Below are 18,502 nucleotides of genomic sequence, written 5' to 3' on the forward strand. Positions count from 1 at the left end.
CTCTCTATTCTTTTGAATAGAGAGCTTTTTTTATATGATCTGATCAGCAAAATGAAGAGATATATAGGCGGGCTGATTTTTCATAACAAGCATATAACCTTTGAGGGGACGATTACAGTAATCAGCAGCTTCTATATAATAAATACGCTGAACTAACCTGCTTAAATGGGTTACAAAAGATGGAAATTGATGAGTAGGAATGTTTTGGATGTAGTCTATGATTTCTTGCTTAGTTTGAAGGCCCGAATGGGTACATTCTAACAGATGAAAAAGCGGATCTGCTGCTATAGTAGATAGTTCAGAATTGTGTTTGATTCTATTCAGCTGGATATGCAGTTCTTTTTTGGACCATCTTTTTGGAATAGCTCTTATATGCTGATATTGAAAATGTGTATTCATGATAGCTAACACCTTTCGTATTAAAATAATAAAATGACTTATTATTTTAATAACCTTTACACATTAAACTAAAACGTTACAATGTGTAAAGGTGTCATACATCTTATAAAATAAGCTGATAAAAAAGCACATCTTGCCACTGATCGAATTTCCAGCCTACTTCTTTAAATTCTCCGCAAAATGTAAAATTAAATTGCTTATGCATTTTGACACTGATATCATTCCCTTTTGTAATTCCTGAAATGACAACGTGATGGTTGAGTTCTTTAGCCAATTCCAAAATCCGCTTCATAAGCTGTTTTCCAATGCCATGCCCCTGTTGATTTTTATCAATATAAATCGATAGCTCTACCGTTTGAATATACGCTTCTTTATCTCGATAAGAAGAAAGCGAAGCATAGCCCGCTACTACCCCGTCTCTTTCCGCAACAATAAGCGGAAAGAGTTCATTGCTAATATGATTATCAAACCAGCTCCTTCTTTGCTCTACTGTTACAGGCGTTAAATCAAAAGTAGCGGCACTTGCTTGAACAGACTGGTTATAAATTTCAACAAGCATAGGTAAATCTTCTTCTTTAGCATAACGAATGATCATATGTACAAACTCCTTATAGTATAGAATTATCTTTATTTTACTTCTTTTAAGAAACATAATCTACATAAAAAACCGATGTGCGCATGCACATCAGTTATGATTTTGAGCATATTGAAAGGTTTGAAGAACTTGAAGTGTCTCTTTTGTAGAAACGACCGTTGCAAACTCCCCATGCAAAGAAGACAATGCGAATGTATGTACATCTTCTGCAGGAAGCCTTGTTTTTCCATCGTAGGACATACCATCAAAGCAAGCTGTTGCATCGTTTACAACGTACGTCCTGTACCCTAGATTTCCAGCCATGCGGGCAGTCGTAGAGACGCAGTGATTAGTAGTTAATCCTATTAAGATAAGCGTATCATAGCCATTTGCTTTTAAATAACTGTCTAGCTCTGTTCCAATGAAGCAGCTGTTCACGTGTTTGCGAATTAAGTATTCGTCTTCTTGTGGACCAAACCCTTCTTTGAACTGAAATCCCTTCGAACTTGGGTGTAAAGGAGAATCTGGATTTTCCGATGCATGCTGTACGTGAATGACAGGATAATTTTGGCGCCTCCATGCTTGCAGTAGCGTCAGCATATGTTTTTCTGCATCTAGGTTGTTTCTTTCCCCCCACTGTGGTGAATAAAACCCTTCTTGTACATCGATAAGCAGCAGAACTGGCCGGGAACGTAGCATAAGCATCATCTTCTTTCGTCTTTATTTTAAAATGGAAATAACGTATGTGCACCCATCAGGACCGGCTTTTGAGGAATGAACCGTTTGTTTCGGTAAATGTATTCGATCTCCTGCCTGACATAGAACCGTATCATGTTCAACTGTAAAGTAAATAGATCCTTCAAGTATATGAAGAATTTCATCAGTTGGATGGGTATGAGATGGGTGCGTTTGAAAAGCAATATCGTGCTGTACTTCAACGTATCCGGTATACGCCGGAAGCAGCTCTTTAATTACTTCTTCAAACTTTCCGCCAACTCCTTTTTTAATAGAGGCTTTTTTTACGTCCATGCTGTTCACTCCTTTTTAATTTAAACGGACACTGTCCGGTAGTATAGTTGTTATCATCATGTAAAAAATATTGCTTCCACTCTCGGTTTTCCTGCTGTCCATACCATCCTAACTCAGGGTGAGCAGATACGTCATCATATGTTTTTAACCGATCGCGGACCACCTTTTGGATGTGCCGCCCTATTTTTGAATCTCCTGTCATACCTTCAAACACCCACCGAGGTTGAAATGTAATCATAAATCCTCTGCTCTTACGGCTTTTACGTAAAGAATGAGCAGGCGTATTACAGACGACAAAAATAGGTTCTCCGTGAAAGCAAAATTCCCATAATGGATCTTTTGGATCTTTTGGAATGTCCTGCGGCCATTTCTTCTGATCAGTTTGATGAAGAAACGTCAGCGTATCCCAAAACATCGTTTCGTACTCTTCCATTGATCGTTCTTTATGTTCAGGCTTAAAGAATAACACAAAGGATGTATAGCGACCTATGGTCTTGAACGTATCTATGTATTCTCTAAGTGCCAACGCTACATTTCTAATATCTTGGTAGTTATAAGGAGTAGTCACAAATGAAAACCGCAGTAAATCTTTTTTAAAGCCTTCTACCCCTAATATACAAGGAAATGGATTTTCTTCTGACAATATATCGCTTCGGAAATATTGAAAAGCATCTTTTCCCCAAAATGGGACATGCGTTGACTCTAAAATCTCATTGGCTCGAAAAAGCATTTTTGATGCCATTAAAATCCTCCTTATGGAACTCAACGTTACATGTGTATTAAAGAAAAGAAAATTTATGAGCATTTTTAACTAAATGCCGATTCTAAATTATAAAACTCTAATCTATATATATATAAGCTACTATTGGACAAGTTAGAAAGGAGGCTGTGTTTGTGGAGTGGTTTTTGATTGCTATAAAACAAATAATTCTAGGTATTAGTCTCGCAGCACCGGTAGGTCCAATTAATATAGAGATGATTAAAAAAGGGCTGACAAAAGGATTTTGGGCTTCTTGGCTAGTTGGTTTGGGAGGCATGACGGCCGATATTTTATTTATGCTCCTCATTTTAATAGGGTTAACGCCTTTTGTTCAGATGCAAGCTGTTACTGTTTTCCTTTATGCAACTGGTTTTGTCATGCTTACGTTTGTTGGCTTTCAAAGTATGAAACAAGCTGTTTCTCGTTCCTTTTCAATAGATGTAAATAAACCCTCTATTAAAAGAGATAAGTCGTTTTTTACAGGTTTCTTCATTGCTCTTATGAACCCTTTAAATATTGTATTTTGGTTTGGTGTATTTGGGTCAAGCTTAAGCGAAAGCCTCCAAAGTCAAACGTGGCTATCAGTCTTTTTTCATAGTTTCTTTATTATCTTTGGAATCCTTCTTTGGAATTTAAATATTGCCAGCAGCATTCATTTCACAAGAAAATTTATCACGCCTAAACTTCTTCGCTTCATTACGTTAGGTGCAGGTTTTTTACTTTTTTTATTTGGCTGCCAATTCGGTTTTAAATGTATATCCTTACTTATAGGCTGAGCTTTGAGCGATGAGTTCAATAAGAGTGTCATTTACTTTCTCACGTTCATCATAAAAAAGACCGTGTCCACTATTTTCAAATGGAAGAAGTGTAGAAAATGAAATATGACGATTCATAACTTTTGCAAGATCAAATGGACAAATTTGATCTTTTTTCCCGTGTAATATATATGTCTCAGCAAAAATTTGGCTCAAATCTTCCCGTAAGTCTTCGTCTCGTAAAGACACCGCAGTTTTAATTGTTCCATGACCGGATGCCTCTAAACCTAAATCTTGAAACCACCCTTTAAAAGCTGAGCTGGTAGGCTGATTAAAAAACTTTTTGCCAAACTCTTCAAGCATGTTAGGGCGATCTCTATACGTATTTTGAATAATTGTATTTACTTCTTCAGAAGGAAGTCCATATGGAAAATCAGTTTTTTGAATAAAGCTTGGAGCCGCTGCTCCTAATAAAATTAACTTCTTCACGCCATATCCTAAATGTCTGCTCATATATCGAATGGCAATGGCTCCCCCCATAGAAAAGCCTACGAGCGTATAATTTTTCAGCTCCAGTCTTTCTACTAACATGCGAATATCATCTGCTAATTGATTATAAGAATAGCCGGTGAAAGGCGCATCTGACTTTCCGAATCCGCGAAGATCAGGAGCGATACATCGAATACCGCAGGCCGGCAACGTTGTAAATTGGTATTCGTACATTTTAGCGTTAACAGGCCACCCGTGAAGGAAAAGAACGGGTTCCCCTTTTCCAATATCCCGTACAAAAAGTTTAGTCTTAGGAGTTACGTGAATAAAATAGTTCATCTATAACACCTCCTAGATGTTCTTATATATATATGTTTAGGACAATTGGAACATTCAAAAGTTTCTTATAAGCTTGTGTAGGAGGTGCATGATGTTTATTTGGGATAAGGAGTAGGGAAATGTTTCTTATTGTTTATTTAGAACATAGTTTAATTTAAAAATATTGAACAAAAAAAGTAGTAAAGCGTTAAAAACTTTACTACTTTTTTGTTATTTTTCTTCCAGCCACACATCAACTAAATTGCCGGCTTCGCTTTGGTCCAATACGAATGAACCGTTGCTGTATCGGTCGCTAGCTCGCATTGTAGATGGATCAACCTGCTCGATTTGACCTTTAGATGATTCTACTATCATGTAATGTTCTTTAGAGATTGCTTTTACTTTTGCAATTTGATGCGGATTAGATTTTAGTTCTCGGACCATCACTAGCCCTCGTTTTGCTCGTGCTGATTCTTCAAACTCAGTAATTTTTGTCTTTTTCACAGCTCCTCGTTGCGTGGCGATAAATAATTCAGTTGATAGAGCTTCATCTTCATCGAAGATAACGCCGCTTACAACATAATCATCGTCTTTTAAGTTAATTCCTTTCACACCAGAAGCGCGAGTCCCTACAATATTAATTTCTTCTTCCCGGAAACGCAGTCCGTAGCCAGAGCGAGTGGCAATAAACACTTGTTTTTTACCATCGGTTTGATATACATCGATTACTTCATCATCGCCTTTTAAATTAACGGCGACAAGAGCTTTAGAGTAGCGCTGTGCTTTATATTGAAGTAATTCTGATTTTTTGACCATACCATTTTTTGTAAAGAAAAGCAGATACTGGTTTTCTTTAAATTCTTTCACCGGTATCGCCCGTACAATTTGCTCTTCTTTATCAATTGGAACAATGTTCATGATATGCTGCCCCATGTCTTTCCACCTGATATCAGGAAGTTCGTGCACTGGCATATATAAATAATTCCCTTTGTTTGTGAAGATGAGTAGCGTTTCAGTTGTATTAATTTCATACTTCGCTAAAATTCGGTCCGTATCTTTCATACCGAAGTCTTGCCCGTTAGACGCGGCGTAAGAACGAAGGCTTGTTCGTTTTACGTATCCGTCTTTTGTGACTGTCACCATCACTTCTTCAGATGGAACCATCACTTCTAGATTAATCTTAATTTCTTCGATTTCCGCTTCAATTTTTGAGCGGCGTTCTGTACTGTATTGCTTCTTTACACGGCGTAATTCTTTTTTGATTACATTAAAAAGTTTTTTCTCGCTATGTAAGATTTCTTCTAACTCGTTAATTTTAGCACCTAGCTCTTCAGCTTCCGCTTGTAGAGCTGTGATGTCCGTGTTTGTCAAACGGTATAATTGAAGCGATACAATCGCCTCTGCTTGAGGTTCTGTAAATTCATATTTGGCAATTAAATTATTTTTAGCGTCGCGCTTATCTTTAGAAGCTCTAATCGTCGCAATAACTTCATCTAAAATCGACAGTGCCTTAATCAATCCCGCTACAATATGTTCACGTTCACGTGCTTTTTGCAGTTCGTATTTAGAACGATTTGTTACCACTTCTCTTTGATGATCAATATAAGCATCAAGAATGTTGGCCAAGCTCATAAGCTTTGGTCGCTTTTTAGCAATAGCAACCATGTTAAAATTATAAGGTACTTGCAGATCCGTATTTTTATAAAGATAGTGAAGTACTCCTTGAGCATTTGCATCTTTTTTTAATTCTACTACGATGCGCAGACCGGTACGATCCGTTTCATCGCGAACTTCAGCAATGCCTTCCACTTTTTTATCTAAACGAAGCTCATCCATTTTCTTAACAAGGTTGGCTTTGTTTACTTCAAACGGAATTTCCGTAATGACAATTTGCTGTTTTCCGCCGCGAATGGACTCCACTTCCGTTTTTCCGCGAATAATAATTTTCCCTTTACCTGTCTCGTAGGCTTTCTTAATTCCGTCTACCCCTTGAATGATTCCTCCCGTAGGAAAATCAGGACCTTGAATAGCCGTCATCAACTCTTCAATTGTACACGTTGGTTTATCAATTCGCATGATCGTTGCGTCAATTACTTCACCTAAATGATGAGGAGGAAGTTCTGTAGCATAACCAGCTGAAATACCCGTGGATCCATTCACTAGCAAATTAGGAAACATAGCCGGTAACACAGTTGGTTCGCTACTTGTATCATCGAAGTTAGACACAAACTCAACCGTTTGTTTGTCAATATCTCGTAGAAGTTCTGCAGCAATCGATGAAAGGCGAGCTTCTGTATAACGCATTGCTGCTGGGGGATCTCCATCAATACTTCCGTTGTTTCCATGCATTTCGATTAATACATTTCTAACTTTCCATTCTTGACTCATTCGAACCATGGCCTCATATACAGATGAATCACCATGAGGGTGATAGTTACCAATTACGTTCCCTACAGTTTTGGCTGACTTGCGAAAGCCTTTTTCTGCTGTATTTCCATCTACGTGCATTGCATATAAAATACGGCGCTGAACGGGTTTTAACCCGTCTCTTGCATCCGGAAGTGCACGCTCTTGAATAATATATTTACTGTATCGACCAAAACGGTCGCCTAGTACATCCTCAAGAGGTAAATCTAAAAAGCGTTCTGTTTGTGTCATTGTACGTCCTCCTCTGCGACCGTTAATACATTTTCATTATCTAAAATATTTGGATCTTCTTCTAATCCAAACGCTACGTTGCTTTCAATCCATTTTCTGCGAGGTTCTACTTTATCGCCCATCAAAGTGGTTACACGACGATCAGCGCGAGCAGCATCATCAATACGAACACGAATCAGCGTACGCGTCTCTGGGTTCATTGTTGTTTCCCAAAGCTGATCTGCGTTCATTTCACCGAGACCTTTATAGCGTTGAATCATATACCCTCTTCCTACCTTATCGATAGCACCCTGCAATTCTTCGTCACTCCATGAATATTCAACCACTTCTTTTTTACCTGACCCTTTACTTACTTTGTAGAGCGGTGGAAGAGCAATAAATACTTTTCCTGCTTCCACAAGCGGTTTCATATAGCGGTAGAAAAACGTTAGCAGAAGCACTTGAATATGAGCGCCATCCGTATCCGCATCGGTCATGATAACTATTTTATCGTAGTTAATATCATCGATGGTGAAATCTGCTCCTACTCCTCCGCCTATCGCGTGGATGATCGTACTAATTTCTTCGTTTTTAAAAATATCTTGAAGCTTAGCTTTTTCGGTATTGATAACCTTCCCTCGCAGTGGCAGCACGGCTTGAAAGCGGCGATCCCTTCCTTGTTTTGCTGAACCTCCAGCGGAATCCCCTTCGACTAAGTACAGTTCGTTTCGCTGAGGATTTCTTGATTGCGCAGGCGTTAACTTTCCGCTTAGAACGGTTTCTTGACGCTTTCGTTTCTTCCCGTTTCTTGCGTCTTCTCTCGCCTTTCGTGCTGCTTCACGCGCTTGAGCAGCTTTGATTGCTTTTTTTACAAGAAGAGAGCTTACGTCCGGGTTTTCTTCTAAGAAATAGGCAAGTTTTTCAGAAATAACTGCATCTACAGACGAACGAGCTTCACTTGTACCTAACTTTCCTTTTGTTTGACCTTCAAACTGAAGCAACTCTTCAGGTATTCTAACGGAAACGATGGCTCCTAAGCCTTCTCGTATATCCGTTCCTTCTAAGTTTTTGTCTTTTTCTTTTAGCAGGCTTACTTTACGAGCATATTCATTAAATGCACGCGTCATAGCGCTTTTTGCACCGGACTCATGCGTTCCACCATCTTTGGTACGAACATTATTAACAAATGATAAAATGGTTTCAGAATAACCATCATTAAATTGAAAGGCAAATTCAACTTCAATATTATGATGAATCCCTTCAAAAAAGACGACTGGATGAAGTGAATCTTTTTCTTCATTTAAATATGAAACGAAGGCTTGAATACCTGTTTCATAATAAAAGATATCGTGACGATCATGTCTTTTATCGATTAACTCTATTTTGAATCCTTTTAACAGGAAAGCCGATTCGCGGAGCCGTTCACACAGCGTATCATAATTATACACAGTTGTTGAAAAGATCGTGGCATCCGGTTTGAAATGAATCGTTGTTCCCGTTTTTTTCGTTTTCCCTATTTTTTCTAGCGTCGTAACTGGCTTTCCTCCATTTTCAAAACGCTGTTCATAAATAAATCCATCTCGATGAATGGTTACGGTCAACCATTCAGACAGCGCATTTACAACAGATGCACCTACTCCGTGTAAGCCTCCGCTTGTTTTATATCCACCCTGTCCGAATTTACCTCCTGCATGCAAGATGGTTAAAATAACTTCAGGCGTTGGTTTTCCTAGTTTATGCATGCCCGTTGGCATACCTCGACCTTTATCTTGTACAGAAATTGAATTATCTTTGTGAATGGTTACAATAATTTCTTCTCCGTAGCCTGCTAGAGCTTCATCGACAGAGTTGTCGACGATTTCATATACTAAATGATGCAGACCTCGTGTATCCGTACTTCCAATATACATACCAGGACGTTTACGAACGGCATCTAATCCTTCTAGTACTTGAATTGCATCTTCATTATAATTAAATTGTTGTTTCCGAGCCATTCATACTACCCCTTTCATCACAACGAACATTACTACATTATGTATGAAACACAAACGTTTGCGCTTCGTGTCTAAGAATAAATGATCATGTATCCTATCTTTTAATTTTATAGTGTTCGCATCAACAGAACGTATGTTTCTATTTTTGCGTACTTACAAGATTTTAGCACAAATTTCCGTATTATAAAAGCAATATCTTGTGTATTCATGGATTATAAGCATTATAAAGCTAGCTGTCTAACGTCTATTGTAGCGGAAACGCTCTTACTATTTCAACGCATGGTGAAACCCATGCAAGCAGTGTGCATGGGTTGGTTGTTCTGCTTATAGATCTTACTTTGTTAAAGCATGCTCAACTTTTATACAACGATCCATAACTACAGTATACCCTTTTTTAGCGAGCAGGTCATATGCTTCTTCATTAATTAAACCAGATTGTGCCCAAAATACGTCTGCGTCTACTTCTAAAAACTCTTCTGCAACTTCAAGCAAATGCTCAGAGCGGCGAAATACATTAACGATATCAATATGTCCTTCAATTTCTTTTAATGAAGATACAGCTTTTACGCCGAGCGCTGAGTTTATTGTCGGGTTCACCGGAATAATCTCGTAACCTTGCTGCTGCATGGCTTCTGAAACCATATAAGACGTTCGATGAGGGTTATCTGATAAACCTACTACAGCAATGCGCTTGCTTTTTTTTAATATTTTACCAAGCTCTTGGCGGGAAGGAATTTTAATGGACATGTCTATTACCTCTCTTAGCTATATAATATGTACTGAACAACATTCGCGATTTACAGTTGATTTCCTGCATATAGTACCCGTTTTCTCTATTTTTGTAAACGTCTTCTTTTTTTAAAATAATTGTCTCTCACCTAAAACTAGCTATGTTTTTTTAAGTATCTCATGGTAAAATAGAAACGATATAGAAATAAAGGAGCTTTCAAACATGAATTATTTATTACCTATTCTTGCCTATATCTTGGGCTCTATTCCTTTTGGACTAGTTGTTGGAAAACTAGGATACGGCATCGATATACGAGAGCATGGAAGCGGCAATTTAGGCGGCACCAACTCCTTTCGTACATTGGGCGTAAAAGCTGGAATTATCGTTACGCTTGGAGACATTCTAAAAGGAACTCTAGCAGCTTCTTTACCGCTTTTATTTAATACGAATCAAAACATTCTCTTCATTGGTTTATTTGCTGTCATTGGTCATATTTTTCCTGTTTTCGCGAAATTCAAAGGCGGGAAAGCTGTTGCCACGTCCGCCGGAGTGATTTTATGTTATGAACCTCTTTTATTTGCTTTCGTACTATTATGTTTTTTTATCTGCTTATACATAACGAAGTATGTATCATTGTCATCAATGGTTACCGGGGTATTAACCTTTATCTACACGCTATTTAAGCAAGACTACATGCTTATTATGATTATTGGTTTAATTGTAGCCTTTGTCATTTACAGACACCGTGCAAACATTACCCGAATTCTTAATAAAACAGAACCGAAAGTCACATTTTTGTCAGGTAAAAAGAAATAAGAGGAGCTTCCTCTTATTTCTTTTTTTATAACCGATTTGTAAGCGAATACATTTCTTATTTATTAGTTATACTGATACTAAAATAAGGAGGTGAATGATGTGAAGAAAAAATGCCCTATTTGCAAACGAAATAAGAAAATGGATTCACAGCTAGAAGGAAGCCGCTACTGCGTTCACTGCTGGGAAACCATTGGAAAACAATATGATTTCAAATGAAAGAATGAAACGATTTAATATAGAAATGAAGCCTTCACCTCTATATTAAATCGTTTTATTTTATCTCATTCCTTCCTAGCTGGATTCGTATATATTGGTAATTTATCTACCTTTCTACTATAATAAGTGTATCCGCAGTATTGGAAGGAGCATAATTAATGAAATTAACAGTAACAGAAGCAGCAGCTACGTGGTACAAAGATGAAATGATGCTAGAAGGAAACGAAACAATTCGCTTTTTTGTTCGCTACGGCGGATGCAGCAACGTTCAAAAAGGTTTTTCTTTAGGTGTAAACACAGATTCTCCTAAAAACGTTGGCGTTGAAACAAAAGTTGACGGTTTAACATTCTTCGTAGAAGATGAAGACCTTTGGTACTTTGATGGTCATGATTTGACCGTAAATTATAATGAAGAAACAAAAGAACCTGACTTTCATTACGAAGCGTAAGAAAAAAAGCATCGATTTATCGATGCTTTTTATTCTTGCGCTTAACCCTGCTTTTTGGCCTCTTCATAGGCTTTATGCCATTCCGGATAATTACGGCGAATCGAAATGGGCTTAAAGTTTTCTTTTTTCACACATACGTGTGACGATGTTCCTGTTAACGCAAGTTCTTCATTTGAATTAAAAATTTCGTAGCCGTACACAACGCGTAGACCGTCATAGTTCTCAACCCAAGTATGTACTACAGCTGTCTCGCCATAATGAAGCGGCTTTTTATATGAAGCCTGTATATCAATAACTGGCGACAGCACACCGTCTCTTTCCATTTGTGCATAGCTAAAACCTAAATCACTAATAAACTGCGTTCGACCTATTTCCATCCATACTAAATAGTTAGCATGATACACAACGCCCATCTGATCGGTTTCTGCATAGCGCACTTCGATTTCTTTCGTTGATACTAACATGATTTTACCTCCTCTTGCCCTGTTCCTGTTTTATCTTACCATATAAGGAGAATATACTCCTACTAGTTTGGTTGTAACTCAATATGTTGTAAGACTAAGCGCATTTTGAATGCGATATATCAGTGTTTCCAGCCGCGTCATTTTATTTTCATACTTTTTATAAGGAAGTGTATATGTGTAGTCTTTATTTGTCCATAAACGGTCAAAATAAGCGTTTAGTTCGGTCATAACCTTTTTGTTAGAAGGTCCTGATACTTTAATATCCGTTTCTAAGTTCAAGTCAGCCAAATTTCGTTTTGTGAAATTTGCTGCTCCTGCAATAATAGTTGCATTTTTTTTATTTCGAATAAATAAAGTTTTGGGATGATACTGCTCTTTTCCCGTATAATACCAGCGAACTTTAATATCGCCTTTAGATTTTTTCACAAGTTCTGCTGCTACTGGACGGTTAGGCAGTCCGAACTTTTTTCTTCCAAACGCATTCTCATTAGGATCTAAAATTAATCGTACGTTTGCGCCTTGTTTGGAAGCTTTCAAAAGCGCCTTTATTACGTCTCGATCTCCAAGATAAAACATGCCAAGCCATACATCGTCGCCTTTTTTAGCATGACGTAAATCATGCAATACGTGCTTATAGATTTTGCCTTCTGTTAACAGCTGAACATAGAGGTCTCCCTTTTCTTTTTCTTTCTTCTTATACCGAGGTAACTTTCCTCCATAAGAAAAATCTGACACTGCTTGTTCACTTTTCACCACATCTCCAATAATATTCCCTTTTACTTCAAAGGCCATGTTAGAATTATAAAAACTTGCATCATGAGGATTGGCAGAGGAGATAATAACGCTTTGATCTGTTGCTACTACTTTTCTGTGATTAGCTTTTACATTTAACAACTTTAAATAAGCACGGACCGTCGCTTTAGGCGCATTGGTACCAAACGGATTTGTTATCCATCCGTTTCCTTTTTCACCAAACCACTGAACAAAAGTTCTCCACACTGAAGAATACAGTGGAATGGAGTCTCTGAGCTTAGATAAATTGGTTTGCACCACTTTGATTCCGTTTAGCCGCAGTGAATCTAACCACTTTGAATCATGTGAGCCGTAGGTTGTATTGATTTCATCTGTAATAAAGACGATTTCGATAGTAGGATGTTTTCGTTTCTTTTCAATCAGCTTACTTGCAAGCGTATCACTAAGGTGAGGAAACGTTTCGCCTTGGTTATAGTAGCCGTTAAATAGAAACATATCCATAATAATAAAAGCTTTTGCGTCATCAATCGCATTCGTAACTGCTTGAAAAATGTGTTGTTCAGAAGCAGATGTCTGCTGGTCTTGATACGTTAGGTCTGATAAGAGAAATACATCTTCTACTTTGTGCGGCTTACTTTCGTATGAAACTCCTTTAGGCAAAGGCTTATGCGTTTGATAAGAGCCCACAATAATCAAGACGACAAGTAAACTGACCAAAATCCTTACTACTTTCCTTTTCACGTGCTTTTTCACCTACATAAACCTCTTTGCTAGTTTGTATTAGTATTGACCTTACTAAAAAAATATAGAAAGAAAGCAGCTAAAACCGTTTATTTTTAGCTGCTTATTGTCGTTGCTTTATTTATTAAATCGTACCTTCGTAACCATTTTGACGAGCTTCTGACTCATCTTTTATTTCGCTGCGCATTGCTTCGATACTTACTTCGCGATTGTGATTTTTTTGCTGAATGCGCTGACGTTCTTCTTCATTGCTGCATGCAGCAGCTTCTTCTGCTTCTTCAATGTTCTTCATTGTATTTTGCACCATTGTTTGTAATTTTTCAACGTTATCACTGCGATCGTCTGGATTCGGTTTATTCCATGCCATTGTATCTTCCTCCTCAAAATAACTTTGTTACAATTGTAGTATGCCGGATTTGTTCATCTCTATAAGTGGAAAAAAATGATTTTAGTTTACATAATATAATTATAATTAAGTTAAAATATGTATATAAAACATACATAATATGGTAATATTTACATACAAAGGGGGAATCGCTATGACCAAACGAATGATAACATTACTAAGCGTCATCTTTATTGCAGTGCTTGCCGTATTTTTTATGTCACAAACCTCATTGGCATCAAAATTGACAGCAAGTGCCTTTATGAAGCCTCATCATTACTCAAAACATGAAGAAAAAATGTTAGCTGTGACAAACCTGGACTACAAAAGCAATATCATTGCATACGATGTGAAAGCTCCTAGTGACGCAAAAGAAGCTTATGTAAAAGCTACTTATTACGAAAAGGGAAAAGCAAAAGAACCTTTATTTTCAGGAGGGTTGACTGTTTCAAAAGAATTTGACATGTTTGCTATTACATATAAAATCGATGATGATGCGCATAAAGTTATGTTTAATGTAGGAAGCAACGATACAAACCTAGGAATAGAAGCGGAAAAGCCAAAAAAAATGAACGGATATTCCTTTACTGGATTAGAGAAAAAACAAACGGTAAAAATGAATAAAACATATCCAGTTGCTGCTTTATTTGGTGACGATGGCAGTGGCATACGAGTTGCTCCGCTTTCAACCGACGATGGAGAAGTCGTTAAAGAGCTTATTTCGAGCAATCCTTACGTTTATTTATTCACGGTAGAATTCAAATAATAAAAAGTCGCTGAATTCAGCGACTTTTTATTCATTCACCTTTGGTTTGAATAACTTGAGGATGCTTGCCGGATGTATCTTGCATTTGTTTTCCGTTATTTCCACCAGCTTCTCTCTGTTGAGTGCCGATGTGATTCGGAACAAAAGGTTTGCTTTGTTTTTTAGGATTTCCCATGCTTATCCCCTCCTCACCGTTACTCTAACCAACTTACTTTAAAGTTATTCAGCTCTTTCAAGCATACGATCTTCTAACCGCTTTTCAATTTCCATTTCAATGCGTTCAATTTCTGACTGATCTTTTAACAGCTGCGTTTTATTTTCTTGCACTAACTCTTCAAATGAACGTTTGCGCAATTTTCTCATGATCACAACACCTACTTTATGTAATTTTTATGAAAAATCTGAAAAATCTAAAGAAACTGATATCGTATAACTATCTATATTGTAACCAATTTGTCAGATAAGTAAACATACTTTTTTTGAAAAGTTGTAAGAAAGTTTGACATGTTTACTGACCTATCTATATATACGATGATAAAGTAAATAAGTTTCATGTTTAATAAAACAAGCAGCGAAGTTAATTCGCTGCTTGTTGAGCAAAGTTTTCCATTTGTTTAAGCGTCATTGGACCATTCACTCGTTGAACAATTTTCCCTTCTTCATCTATAAAGTAAGATGTCGGAATGGTGGAGACTCGATATTTTTTACTTCCTACACTATCTTGGTCGTCCAATAATACACGAAACGTAAACTGTTTTTCTTTAAGAAATTTAGATACTGCCTGTTTACTGCCTTCCGACGAAGTTAAATTAACCGCAAGCAGCTGTACATCGTTTCCATATTTCTCATAAAACGCTTGCATATCGGGCATTTCTTTTTGACACGGCGGACACCATGTTGCCCAAAAGTTTAAAATGACTTTTTTTCCTTTAAAATCCGATAATTGAACGGATTTCCCGCTCGTATCTGACAGTGTAAACGGAGGCGCTGTATCTTTTGGTTCCAACCCATAAGCTTGACCCGAAGCCTGACGAGCACTATCGCCTTTTTTGATATTTAAATCCTTGTATTCGCTTAAGTTAGAATTATCGGATGCTTCATTTGGAGAAAGCCCTTGCCAAAGGGCGTAGCTAAGAAAGCCTACTAGAAGCAAGACCGCAATTATTTTTTTAACCATATGATCGGCTCCTTTATTTCTTCTAAAAAGTGATAATCTATGTACTAATAGATATGTGCAATATCTACTAAAATAATCCTTTTATAGGGCATTTTCTTTTATAATATAGCATATTCCCCTCTCACTTTTTGTCGAAAACAGTGCGTTTGCATAAAAAAAGAGCGGCTCACGAGAACCGCTCTTTTTCTTTATAACTTACGCATGTGTTTTAGACTGTAATTTATCACGAAGCACCATTTGAAGGATACCACCGTGGCGATAGTAATCAATTTCAACTTCACTATCGAAACGAACCAGTACTTCAAATTCTTTTTTGTTTCCAGCTTCATCAGTTGCTGTTACTTTTATAAAATCACGTGGTTTTACTGTTTCATCAACTGCTACTGCAATTGTTTCTTTTCCAGTTAAACCTAATGTATCCGCGCTTTCACCATCTTTAAATTGAAGAGGTAAAACACCCATTAATACTAGGTTTGAACGGTGAATACGCTCGAAGCTTTCAGCGATTACTGTTTTAATACCTAAAAGATTTGTTCCTTTTGCTGCCCAGTCACGAGAACTTCCCATGCCGTAATCTTTGCCTGCAAGTACAACAAGACCTGTATCTTGCTCTTTGTATTTCATACAAGCATCATAAATGCTCATTACGTCATTTGTTGGCCAGTACGTTGTCCAGCCGCCTTCTGTACCAGGAGCTACTTGGTTTTTAATGCGGATGTTTGCAAACGTACCGCGCATCATTACTTCATGGTTACCACGACGAGAACCATATGAGTTAAAGTCTTTTGGCTCTACACCGTTTTCTTGAAGGTAAAGACCTGCAGGTGATGTTTTTGCAATTGAACCCGCTGGTGAAATGTGATCCGTTGTCACTGAGTCACCAAATTTCGCTACTACGCGAAGATCATTTAACGGCTCTACTTCACCTGGTTCTTCTGATAAGCCTTCAAAGAAAGGTGGGTTTTGAATGTATGTTGAATCATTCTCCCACGTATAAAGCGCATCTTCGCTTGTTTTAATTTCATTCCAGCGTTCGTTATCATCGAATACACGCTCATACTCGTTACGGAATAATTCAGGCGTTACGGTACGGCTAACAACTTCTTTAATTTCATCTTGAGAAGGCCAGATGTCGCTAAAGAATACTTCATTGCCGTCTGTATCAATGCCGATTGGATCTTTTTGTAAATCTACATCTACTGTTCCAGCCAGTGCATAGGCTACAACAAGCGGCGGAGAAGCAAGGTAGTTACCTTTTACTAATGGATGAATACGTCCTTCAAAGTTACGGTTTCCTGAAAGAACAGACGTTACAAGCAAGTCGCTATCTGCAATCGCTGCTTCAATTTCAGCTTCTAATGGACCAGAGTTACCGATACAAGTCGTACAGCCATAACCTACGATGTTAAAGCCGATTTTATCTAAGTATGGAAGCAGCCCTGAATTTTGCAGGTAAGCCGTTACTACTTTTGAACCTGGTGCTAAAGAAGTTTTCACGTAAGCTGGAACATCCAATCCTTTTTCTACCGCTTTTTTCGCAACTAAACCGGCTGCTACTAATACGTAAGGATTTGATGTGTTCGTACAGCTTGTGATAGCCGCAATGGCAATGGCACCTGTTTTCATTGTTGTTTCTGAACCGTCTGCAAGCTTAAATGTAATTTCTTTATCCACGTCTTTAGCATCAAGTCCGAAGCTTTGGTTGCTAACAGGAGCTGTTAAAGCCTTCTTGAATTCTGTTTGCATTTGAGAAAGTGGAATTAAATCTTGCGGACGCTTTGGACCAGAAAGATTTGCTTCAATCTCAGCAAGGTTAATCTCAACAACGTCAGTGAAAATTGGATCTTCATTTTCTGGTGTGAAGAATAAACCATTTGCTTTTGTATATTGTTCGACAACCTGAATGTCTTTTTCATCTCTTCCTGTTAAACGCATGTATGCTAATGCTTCTGCGTCAACTGGGAAGAATCCACATGTTGCACCGTATTCAGGAGCCATATTAGCGATTGTTGCACGGTCAGCTAATGGAAGTTCTGCTACGCCAGGACCGAAGAATTCCACGAATTTTCCGACTACTCCTTTTTGACGAAGCACTTGCGTAACTTTTAACGCTAAGTCTGTAGCTGTAGTGCCGTTTGGTAATTCACCAACAAGTTTAACGCCGATTACTTCAGGAACTGGGAAATAAGAAGGTTGACCAAGCATACCTGCTTCCGCTTCAATACCGCCAACACCCCATCCTAAAACACCGATACCATTAATCATCGTTGTATGAGAGTCAGTACCTACTAGAGAATCAGGGAAAGCTACAAATTCACCATCTTCTTCAACAGCATGAACAACGTTTGCTAAATATTCTAAATTTACTTGGTGCACGATACCTGTAGCTGGTGGAACTGCGCGATAGTTATTAAATGATTTTTGAGCCCAGCTTAAGAAATTATAGCGCTCTGTATTACGTTGAAACTCGAGGTCCATATTAATTCGTAATGAGTCAGCTGTACCTGCTTTATCAACTTGTACGGAGTGGTCGACAACGAGGTCTACTGGAATTTCTGGATTGATTTTGTCAGGATCTCCTCCTAAATCAGCCATTGCTTTACGAAGTGACGCTAAGTCTACAACCGCTGGAACTCCAGTGAAATCTTGAAGAATAACACGAGATGGTTTGAAAGGAACATCGATATCTTTAATATCTTTTGTTCCCCATTTTGCAAGGTTTTCGACGTGTTCTTTTGTAATAACACGGCCATCTACCTGACGAAGAACAGATTCTAATAATACTTTAATTGAATACGGCAGCTTAGATACATTGCCTAAACCTGCTTCCTCTAAAGCTTGTAAGCGGTAATAATTATATGTGCTGCCATTAAGATCGAATGACGAACGAGCGTTGAAAACGTCTTTTTTAGTCATTGCTTTTACCCCCTTAAAATTCTATGTATAAAGGATTTACTTACCCCATCCTCTATTCCCTTCACCATCTATCTTAATATAATATTATACATAAGTAAATAAAAAGAATGTTATTAATTAACATAAGTTTCACT

General features: G+C 37.8%; 20 protein-coding genes. 4 read left to right on the forward strand and 16 right to left on the reverse strand.

From position 1 onward, the window contains the following. Positions 1-30 precede the first annotated feature (30 nt). The 5 genes from OK414_RS13340 to OK414_RS13360 all read right to left on the reverse strand — a co-directional run bounded on the left by OK414_RS13340 (position 31) and on the right by OK414_RS13360 (position 2,744). Entirely contained in the window at positions 31-399 is a 369-nt protein-coding gene (locus OK414_RS13340) for a hypothetical protein (RefSeq protein WP_034651656.1), read from the reverse strand. 103 nt (positions 400-502) lie between these two features. Continuing rightward, positions 503-994: a GNAT family N-acetyltransferase gene (locus OK414_RS13345; protein ID WP_016764305.1), complete on the reverse strand. Its 492-nt coding sequence runs from the start codon at positions 992-994 to the stop codon at positions 503-505. A gap of 90 nt (positions 995-1,084) precedes the next feature. Next, the gene (locus OK414_RS13350; RefSeq protein ID WP_176585429.1) at positions 1,085-1,672 is read right to left on the reverse strand and encodes a cysteine hydrolase family protein; all 588 of its coding nucleotides are present in this window, start codon (positions 1,670-1,672) and stop codon (positions 1,085-1,087) included. Positions 1,673-1,693: 21 nt separating this feature from the next. Then, complete coding sequence (locus tag OK414_RS13355; protein ID WP_034651653.1) at positions 1,694-2,002, reverse strand: cupin domain-containing protein; 309 nt, start codon at positions 2,000-2,002, stop codon at positions 1,694-1,696. After that, a complete protein-coding gene (locus OK414_RS13360) occupies positions 1,977-2,744 on the reverse strand; it encodes a YqcI/YcgG family protein (protein ID WP_263045834.1) in 768 nt (255 codons plus the stop codon). Before OK414_RS13360 ends, OK414_RS13355 begins: the two co-directional genes overlap by 26 nt. A 152-nt stretch (positions 2,745-2,896) precedes the next feature. On the opposite strand from OK414_RS13360, the gene OK414_RS13365 reads away from it, so the two are divergent. Further along, the gene (locus OK414_RS13365; protein ID WP_263045835.1) at positions 2,897-3,538 is read left to right on the forward strand and encodes a LysE family translocator; all 642 of its coding nucleotides are present in this window, start codon (positions 2,897-2,899) and stop codon (positions 3,536-3,538) included. Here the strand turns inward: OK414_RS13365 and OK414_RS13370 are convergent. From OK414_RS13370 to OK414_RS13385, 4 genes are all read right to left on the reverse strand, one after another. Further along, entirely contained in the window at positions 3,524-4,345 is an 822-nt protein-coding gene (locus OK414_RS13370) for an alpha/beta fold hydrolase (protein WP_016764310.1), read from the reverse strand. The two genes, OK414_RS13365 and OK414_RS13370, sit on opposite strands and share 15 nt — an antisense overlap. A 210-nt stretch (positions 4,346-4,555) precedes the next feature. Then, positions 4,556-6,982 (reverse strand): DNA topoisomerase IV subunit A, encoded by a 2,427-nt coding sequence (gene parC / locus OK414_RS13375; protein WP_013083362.1) that lies wholly within the window; start codon positions 6,980-6,982, stop codon positions 4,556-4,558. Then, on the reverse strand, positions 6,979-8,955 hold the full coding sequence (gene parE / locus OK414_RS13380; RefSeq protein WP_013083363.1) for a DNA topoisomerase IV subunit B: 1,977 nt from the start codon (positions 8,953-8,955) through the stop codon (positions 6,979-6,981). Before parE ends, parC begins: the two co-directional genes overlap by 4 nt. Positions 8,956-9,288: 333 nt before the next feature. Next, on the reverse strand, positions 9,289-9,702 hold the full coding sequence (locus OK414_RS13385; protein WP_013057242.1) for a CoA-binding protein: 414 nt from the start codon (positions 9,700-9,702) through the stop codon (positions 9,289-9,291). A 205-nt stretch (positions 9,703-9,907) separates the two neighbouring features. Here OK414_RS13385 and plsY point away from each other — a divergent pair, with 205 nt between their 5' ends. After that, positions 9,908-10,501 carry a glycerol-3-phosphate 1-O-acyltransferase PlsY gene (plsY, locus tag OK414_RS13390; protein WP_013083364.1) on the forward strand — a complete coding sequence of 198 codons (594 nt, stop codon included), beginning with the start codon at positions 9,908-9,910 and terminating at the stop codon, positions 10,499-10,501. A 374-nt stretch (positions 10,502-10,875) separates the two neighbouring features. Further along, on the forward strand, positions 10,876-11,166 hold the full coding sequence (locus OK414_RS13395; protein WP_013057245.1) for a HesB/YadR/YfhF family protein: 291 nt from the start codon (positions 10,876-10,878) through the stop codon (positions 11,164-11,166). 41 nt (positions 11,167-11,207) lie between these two features. Here OK414_RS13395 and OK414_RS13400 read toward each other — a convergent pair whose 3' ends face one another. The 3 genes from OK414_RS13400 to tlp all read right to left on the reverse strand — a co-directional run bounded on the left by OK414_RS13400 (position 11,208) and on the right by tlp (position 13,491). After that, positions 11,208-11,630, reverse strand: coding sequence for an acyl-CoA thioesterase (locus OK414_RS13400; protein WP_013083365.1), 423 nt, complete (start codon positions 11,628-11,630; stop codon positions 11,208-11,210). 78 nt (positions 11,631-11,708) lie between these two features. Continuing rightward, positions 11,709-13,136, reverse strand: a complete 1,428-nt coding sequence (locus OK414_RS13405) for a phospholipase D family protein (RefSeq protein ID WP_404932073.1) — start codon at positions 13,134-13,136, stop codon at positions 11,709-11,711. A gap of 112 nt (positions 13,137-13,248) precedes the next feature. After that, positions 13,249-13,491 (reverse strand): small acid-soluble spore protein Tlp, encoded by a 243-nt coding sequence (tlp, locus tag OK414_RS13410; protein ID WP_013083367.1) that lies wholly within the window; start codon positions 13,489-13,491, stop codon positions 13,249-13,251. A gap of 172 nt (positions 13,492-13,663) precedes the next feature. Here tlp and OK414_RS13415 point away from each other — a divergent pair, with 172 nt between their 5' ends. Further along, positions 13,664-14,275: a hypothetical protein gene (locus tag OK414_RS13415; RefSeq protein WP_034651643.1), complete on the forward strand. Its 612-nt coding sequence runs from the start codon at positions 13,664-13,666 to the stop codon at positions 14,273-14,275. Positions 14,276-14,306: 31 nt separating this feature from the next. On the opposite strand, the gene OK414_RS13420 is transcribed toward OK414_RS13415, so the two are convergent. The 4 genes from OK414_RS13420 to acnA all read right to left on the reverse strand — a co-directional run bounded on the left by OK414_RS13420 (position 14,307) and on the right by acnA (position 18,368). Then, positions 14,307-14,450 carry an acid-soluble spore protein N gene (locus tag OK414_RS13420; protein WP_263045837.1) on the reverse strand — a complete coding sequence of 48 codons (144 nt, stop codon included), beginning with the start codon at positions 14,448-14,450 and terminating at the stop codon, positions 14,307-14,309. A gap of 44 nt (positions 14,451-14,494) precedes the next feature. Next, on the reverse strand, positions 14,495-14,638 hold the full coding sequence (locus OK414_RS13425; RefSeq protein WP_013057252.1) for an FbpB family small basic protein: 144 nt from the start codon (positions 14,636-14,638) through the stop codon (positions 14,495-14,497). Positions 14,639-14,852: 214 nt separating this feature from the next. Then, positions 14,853-15,452, reverse strand: a complete 600-nt coding sequence (locus OK414_RS13430) for a TlpA disulfide reductase family protein (RefSeq protein ID WP_013057253.1) — start codon at positions 15,450-15,452, stop codon at positions 14,853-14,855. Between the two features lie 195 nt (positions 15,453-15,647). Next, positions 15,648-18,368: an aconitate hydratase AcnA gene (gene acnA / locus OK414_RS13435; protein WP_013083370.1), complete on the reverse strand. Its 2,721-nt coding sequence runs from the start codon at positions 18,366-18,368 to the stop codon at positions 15,648-15,650. Between the last annotated feature and the right edge of the window lie 134 nt (positions 18,369-18,502).

The sequence above is a fragment of the Priestia sp. JV24 genome, assembly GCF_025910025.1.
Classification (GTDB): domain Bacteria; phylum Bacillota; class Bacilli; order Bacillales; family Bacillaceae_H; genus Priestia; species Priestia megaterium.

What these genes read in the sequence shown, in the direction of transcription:
- OK414_RS13340 (WP_034651656.1), bottom strand. Translation starts at nt 399, where the DNA reads ATGAATACACATTTTCAATATCAGCATATAAGAGCTATTCCAAAAAGA.
- OK414_RS13345 (WP_016764305.1), bottom strand. Translation starts at nt 994, where the DNA reads ATGATCATTCGTTATGCTAAAGAAGAAGATTTACCTATGCTTGTTGAA.
- OK414_RS13350 (WP_176585429.1), bottom strand. Translation starts at nt 1,672, where the DNA reads ATGCTACGTTCCCGGCCAGTTCTGCTGCTTATCGATGTACAAGAAGGG.
- OK414_RS13355 (WP_034651653.1), bottom strand. Translation starts at nt 2,002, where the DNA reads ATGGACGTAAAAAAAGCCTCTATTAAAAAAGGAGTTGGCGGAAAGTTT.
- OK414_RS13360 (WP_263045834.1), bottom strand. Translation starts at nt 2,744, where the DNA reads ATGGCATCAAAAATGCTTTTTCGAGCCAATGAGATTTTAGAGTCAACG.
- OK414_RS13370 (WP_016764310.1), bottom strand. Translation starts at nt 4,345, where the DNA reads ATGAACTATTTTATTCACGTAACTCCTAAGACTAAACTTTTTGTACGG.
- parC (WP_013083362.1), bottom strand. Translation starts at nt 6,982, where the DNA reads ATGACACAAACAGAACGCTTTTTAGATTTACCTCTTGAGGATGTACTA.
- parE (WP_013083363.1), bottom strand. Translation starts at nt 8,955, where the DNA reads ATGGCTCGGAAACAACAATTTAATTATAATGAAGATGCAATTCAAGTA.
- OK414_RS13385 (WP_013057242.1), bottom strand. Translation starts at nt 9,702, where the DNA reads ATGTCCATTAAAATTCCTTCCCGCCAAGAGCTTGGTAAAATATTAAAA.
- plsY (WP_013083364.1), top strand. Translation starts at nt 9,908, where the DNA reads ATGAATTATTTATTACCTATTCTTGCCTATATCTTGGGCTCTATTCCT.
- OK414_RS13395 (WP_013057245.1), top strand. Translation starts at nt 10,876, where the DNA reads ATGAAATTAACAGTAACAGAAGCAGCAGCTACGTGGTACAAAGATGAA.
- OK414_RS13400 (WP_013083365.1), bottom strand. Translation starts at nt 11,630, where the DNA reads ATGTTAGTATCAACGAAAGAAATCGAAGTGCGCTATGCAGAAACCGAT.
- tlp (WP_013083367.1), bottom strand. Translation starts at nt 13,491, where the DNA reads ATGGCATGGAATAAACCGAATCCAGACGATCGCAGTGATAACGTTGAA.
- OK414_RS13415 (WP_034651643.1), top strand. Translation starts at nt 13,664, where the DNA reads ATGACCAAACGAATGATAACATTACTAAGCGTCATCTTTATTGCAGTG.
- OK414_RS13420 (WP_263045837.1), bottom strand. Translation starts at nt 14,450, where the DNA reads ATGGGAAATCCTAAAAAACAAAGCAAACCTTTTGTTCCGAATCACATC.
- OK414_RS13425 (WP_013057252.1), bottom strand. Translation starts at nt 14,638, where the DNA reads ATGAGAAAATTGCGCAAACGTTCATTTGAAGAGTTAGTGCAAGAAAAT.
- OK414_RS13430 (WP_013057253.1), bottom strand. Translation starts at nt 15,452, where the DNA reads ATGGTTAAAAAAATAATTGCGGTCTTGCTTCTAGTAGGCTTTCTTAGC.
- acnA (WP_013083370.1), bottom strand. Translation starts at nt 18,368, where the DNA reads ATGACTAAAAAAGACGTTTTCAACGCTCGTTCGTCATTCGATCTTAAT.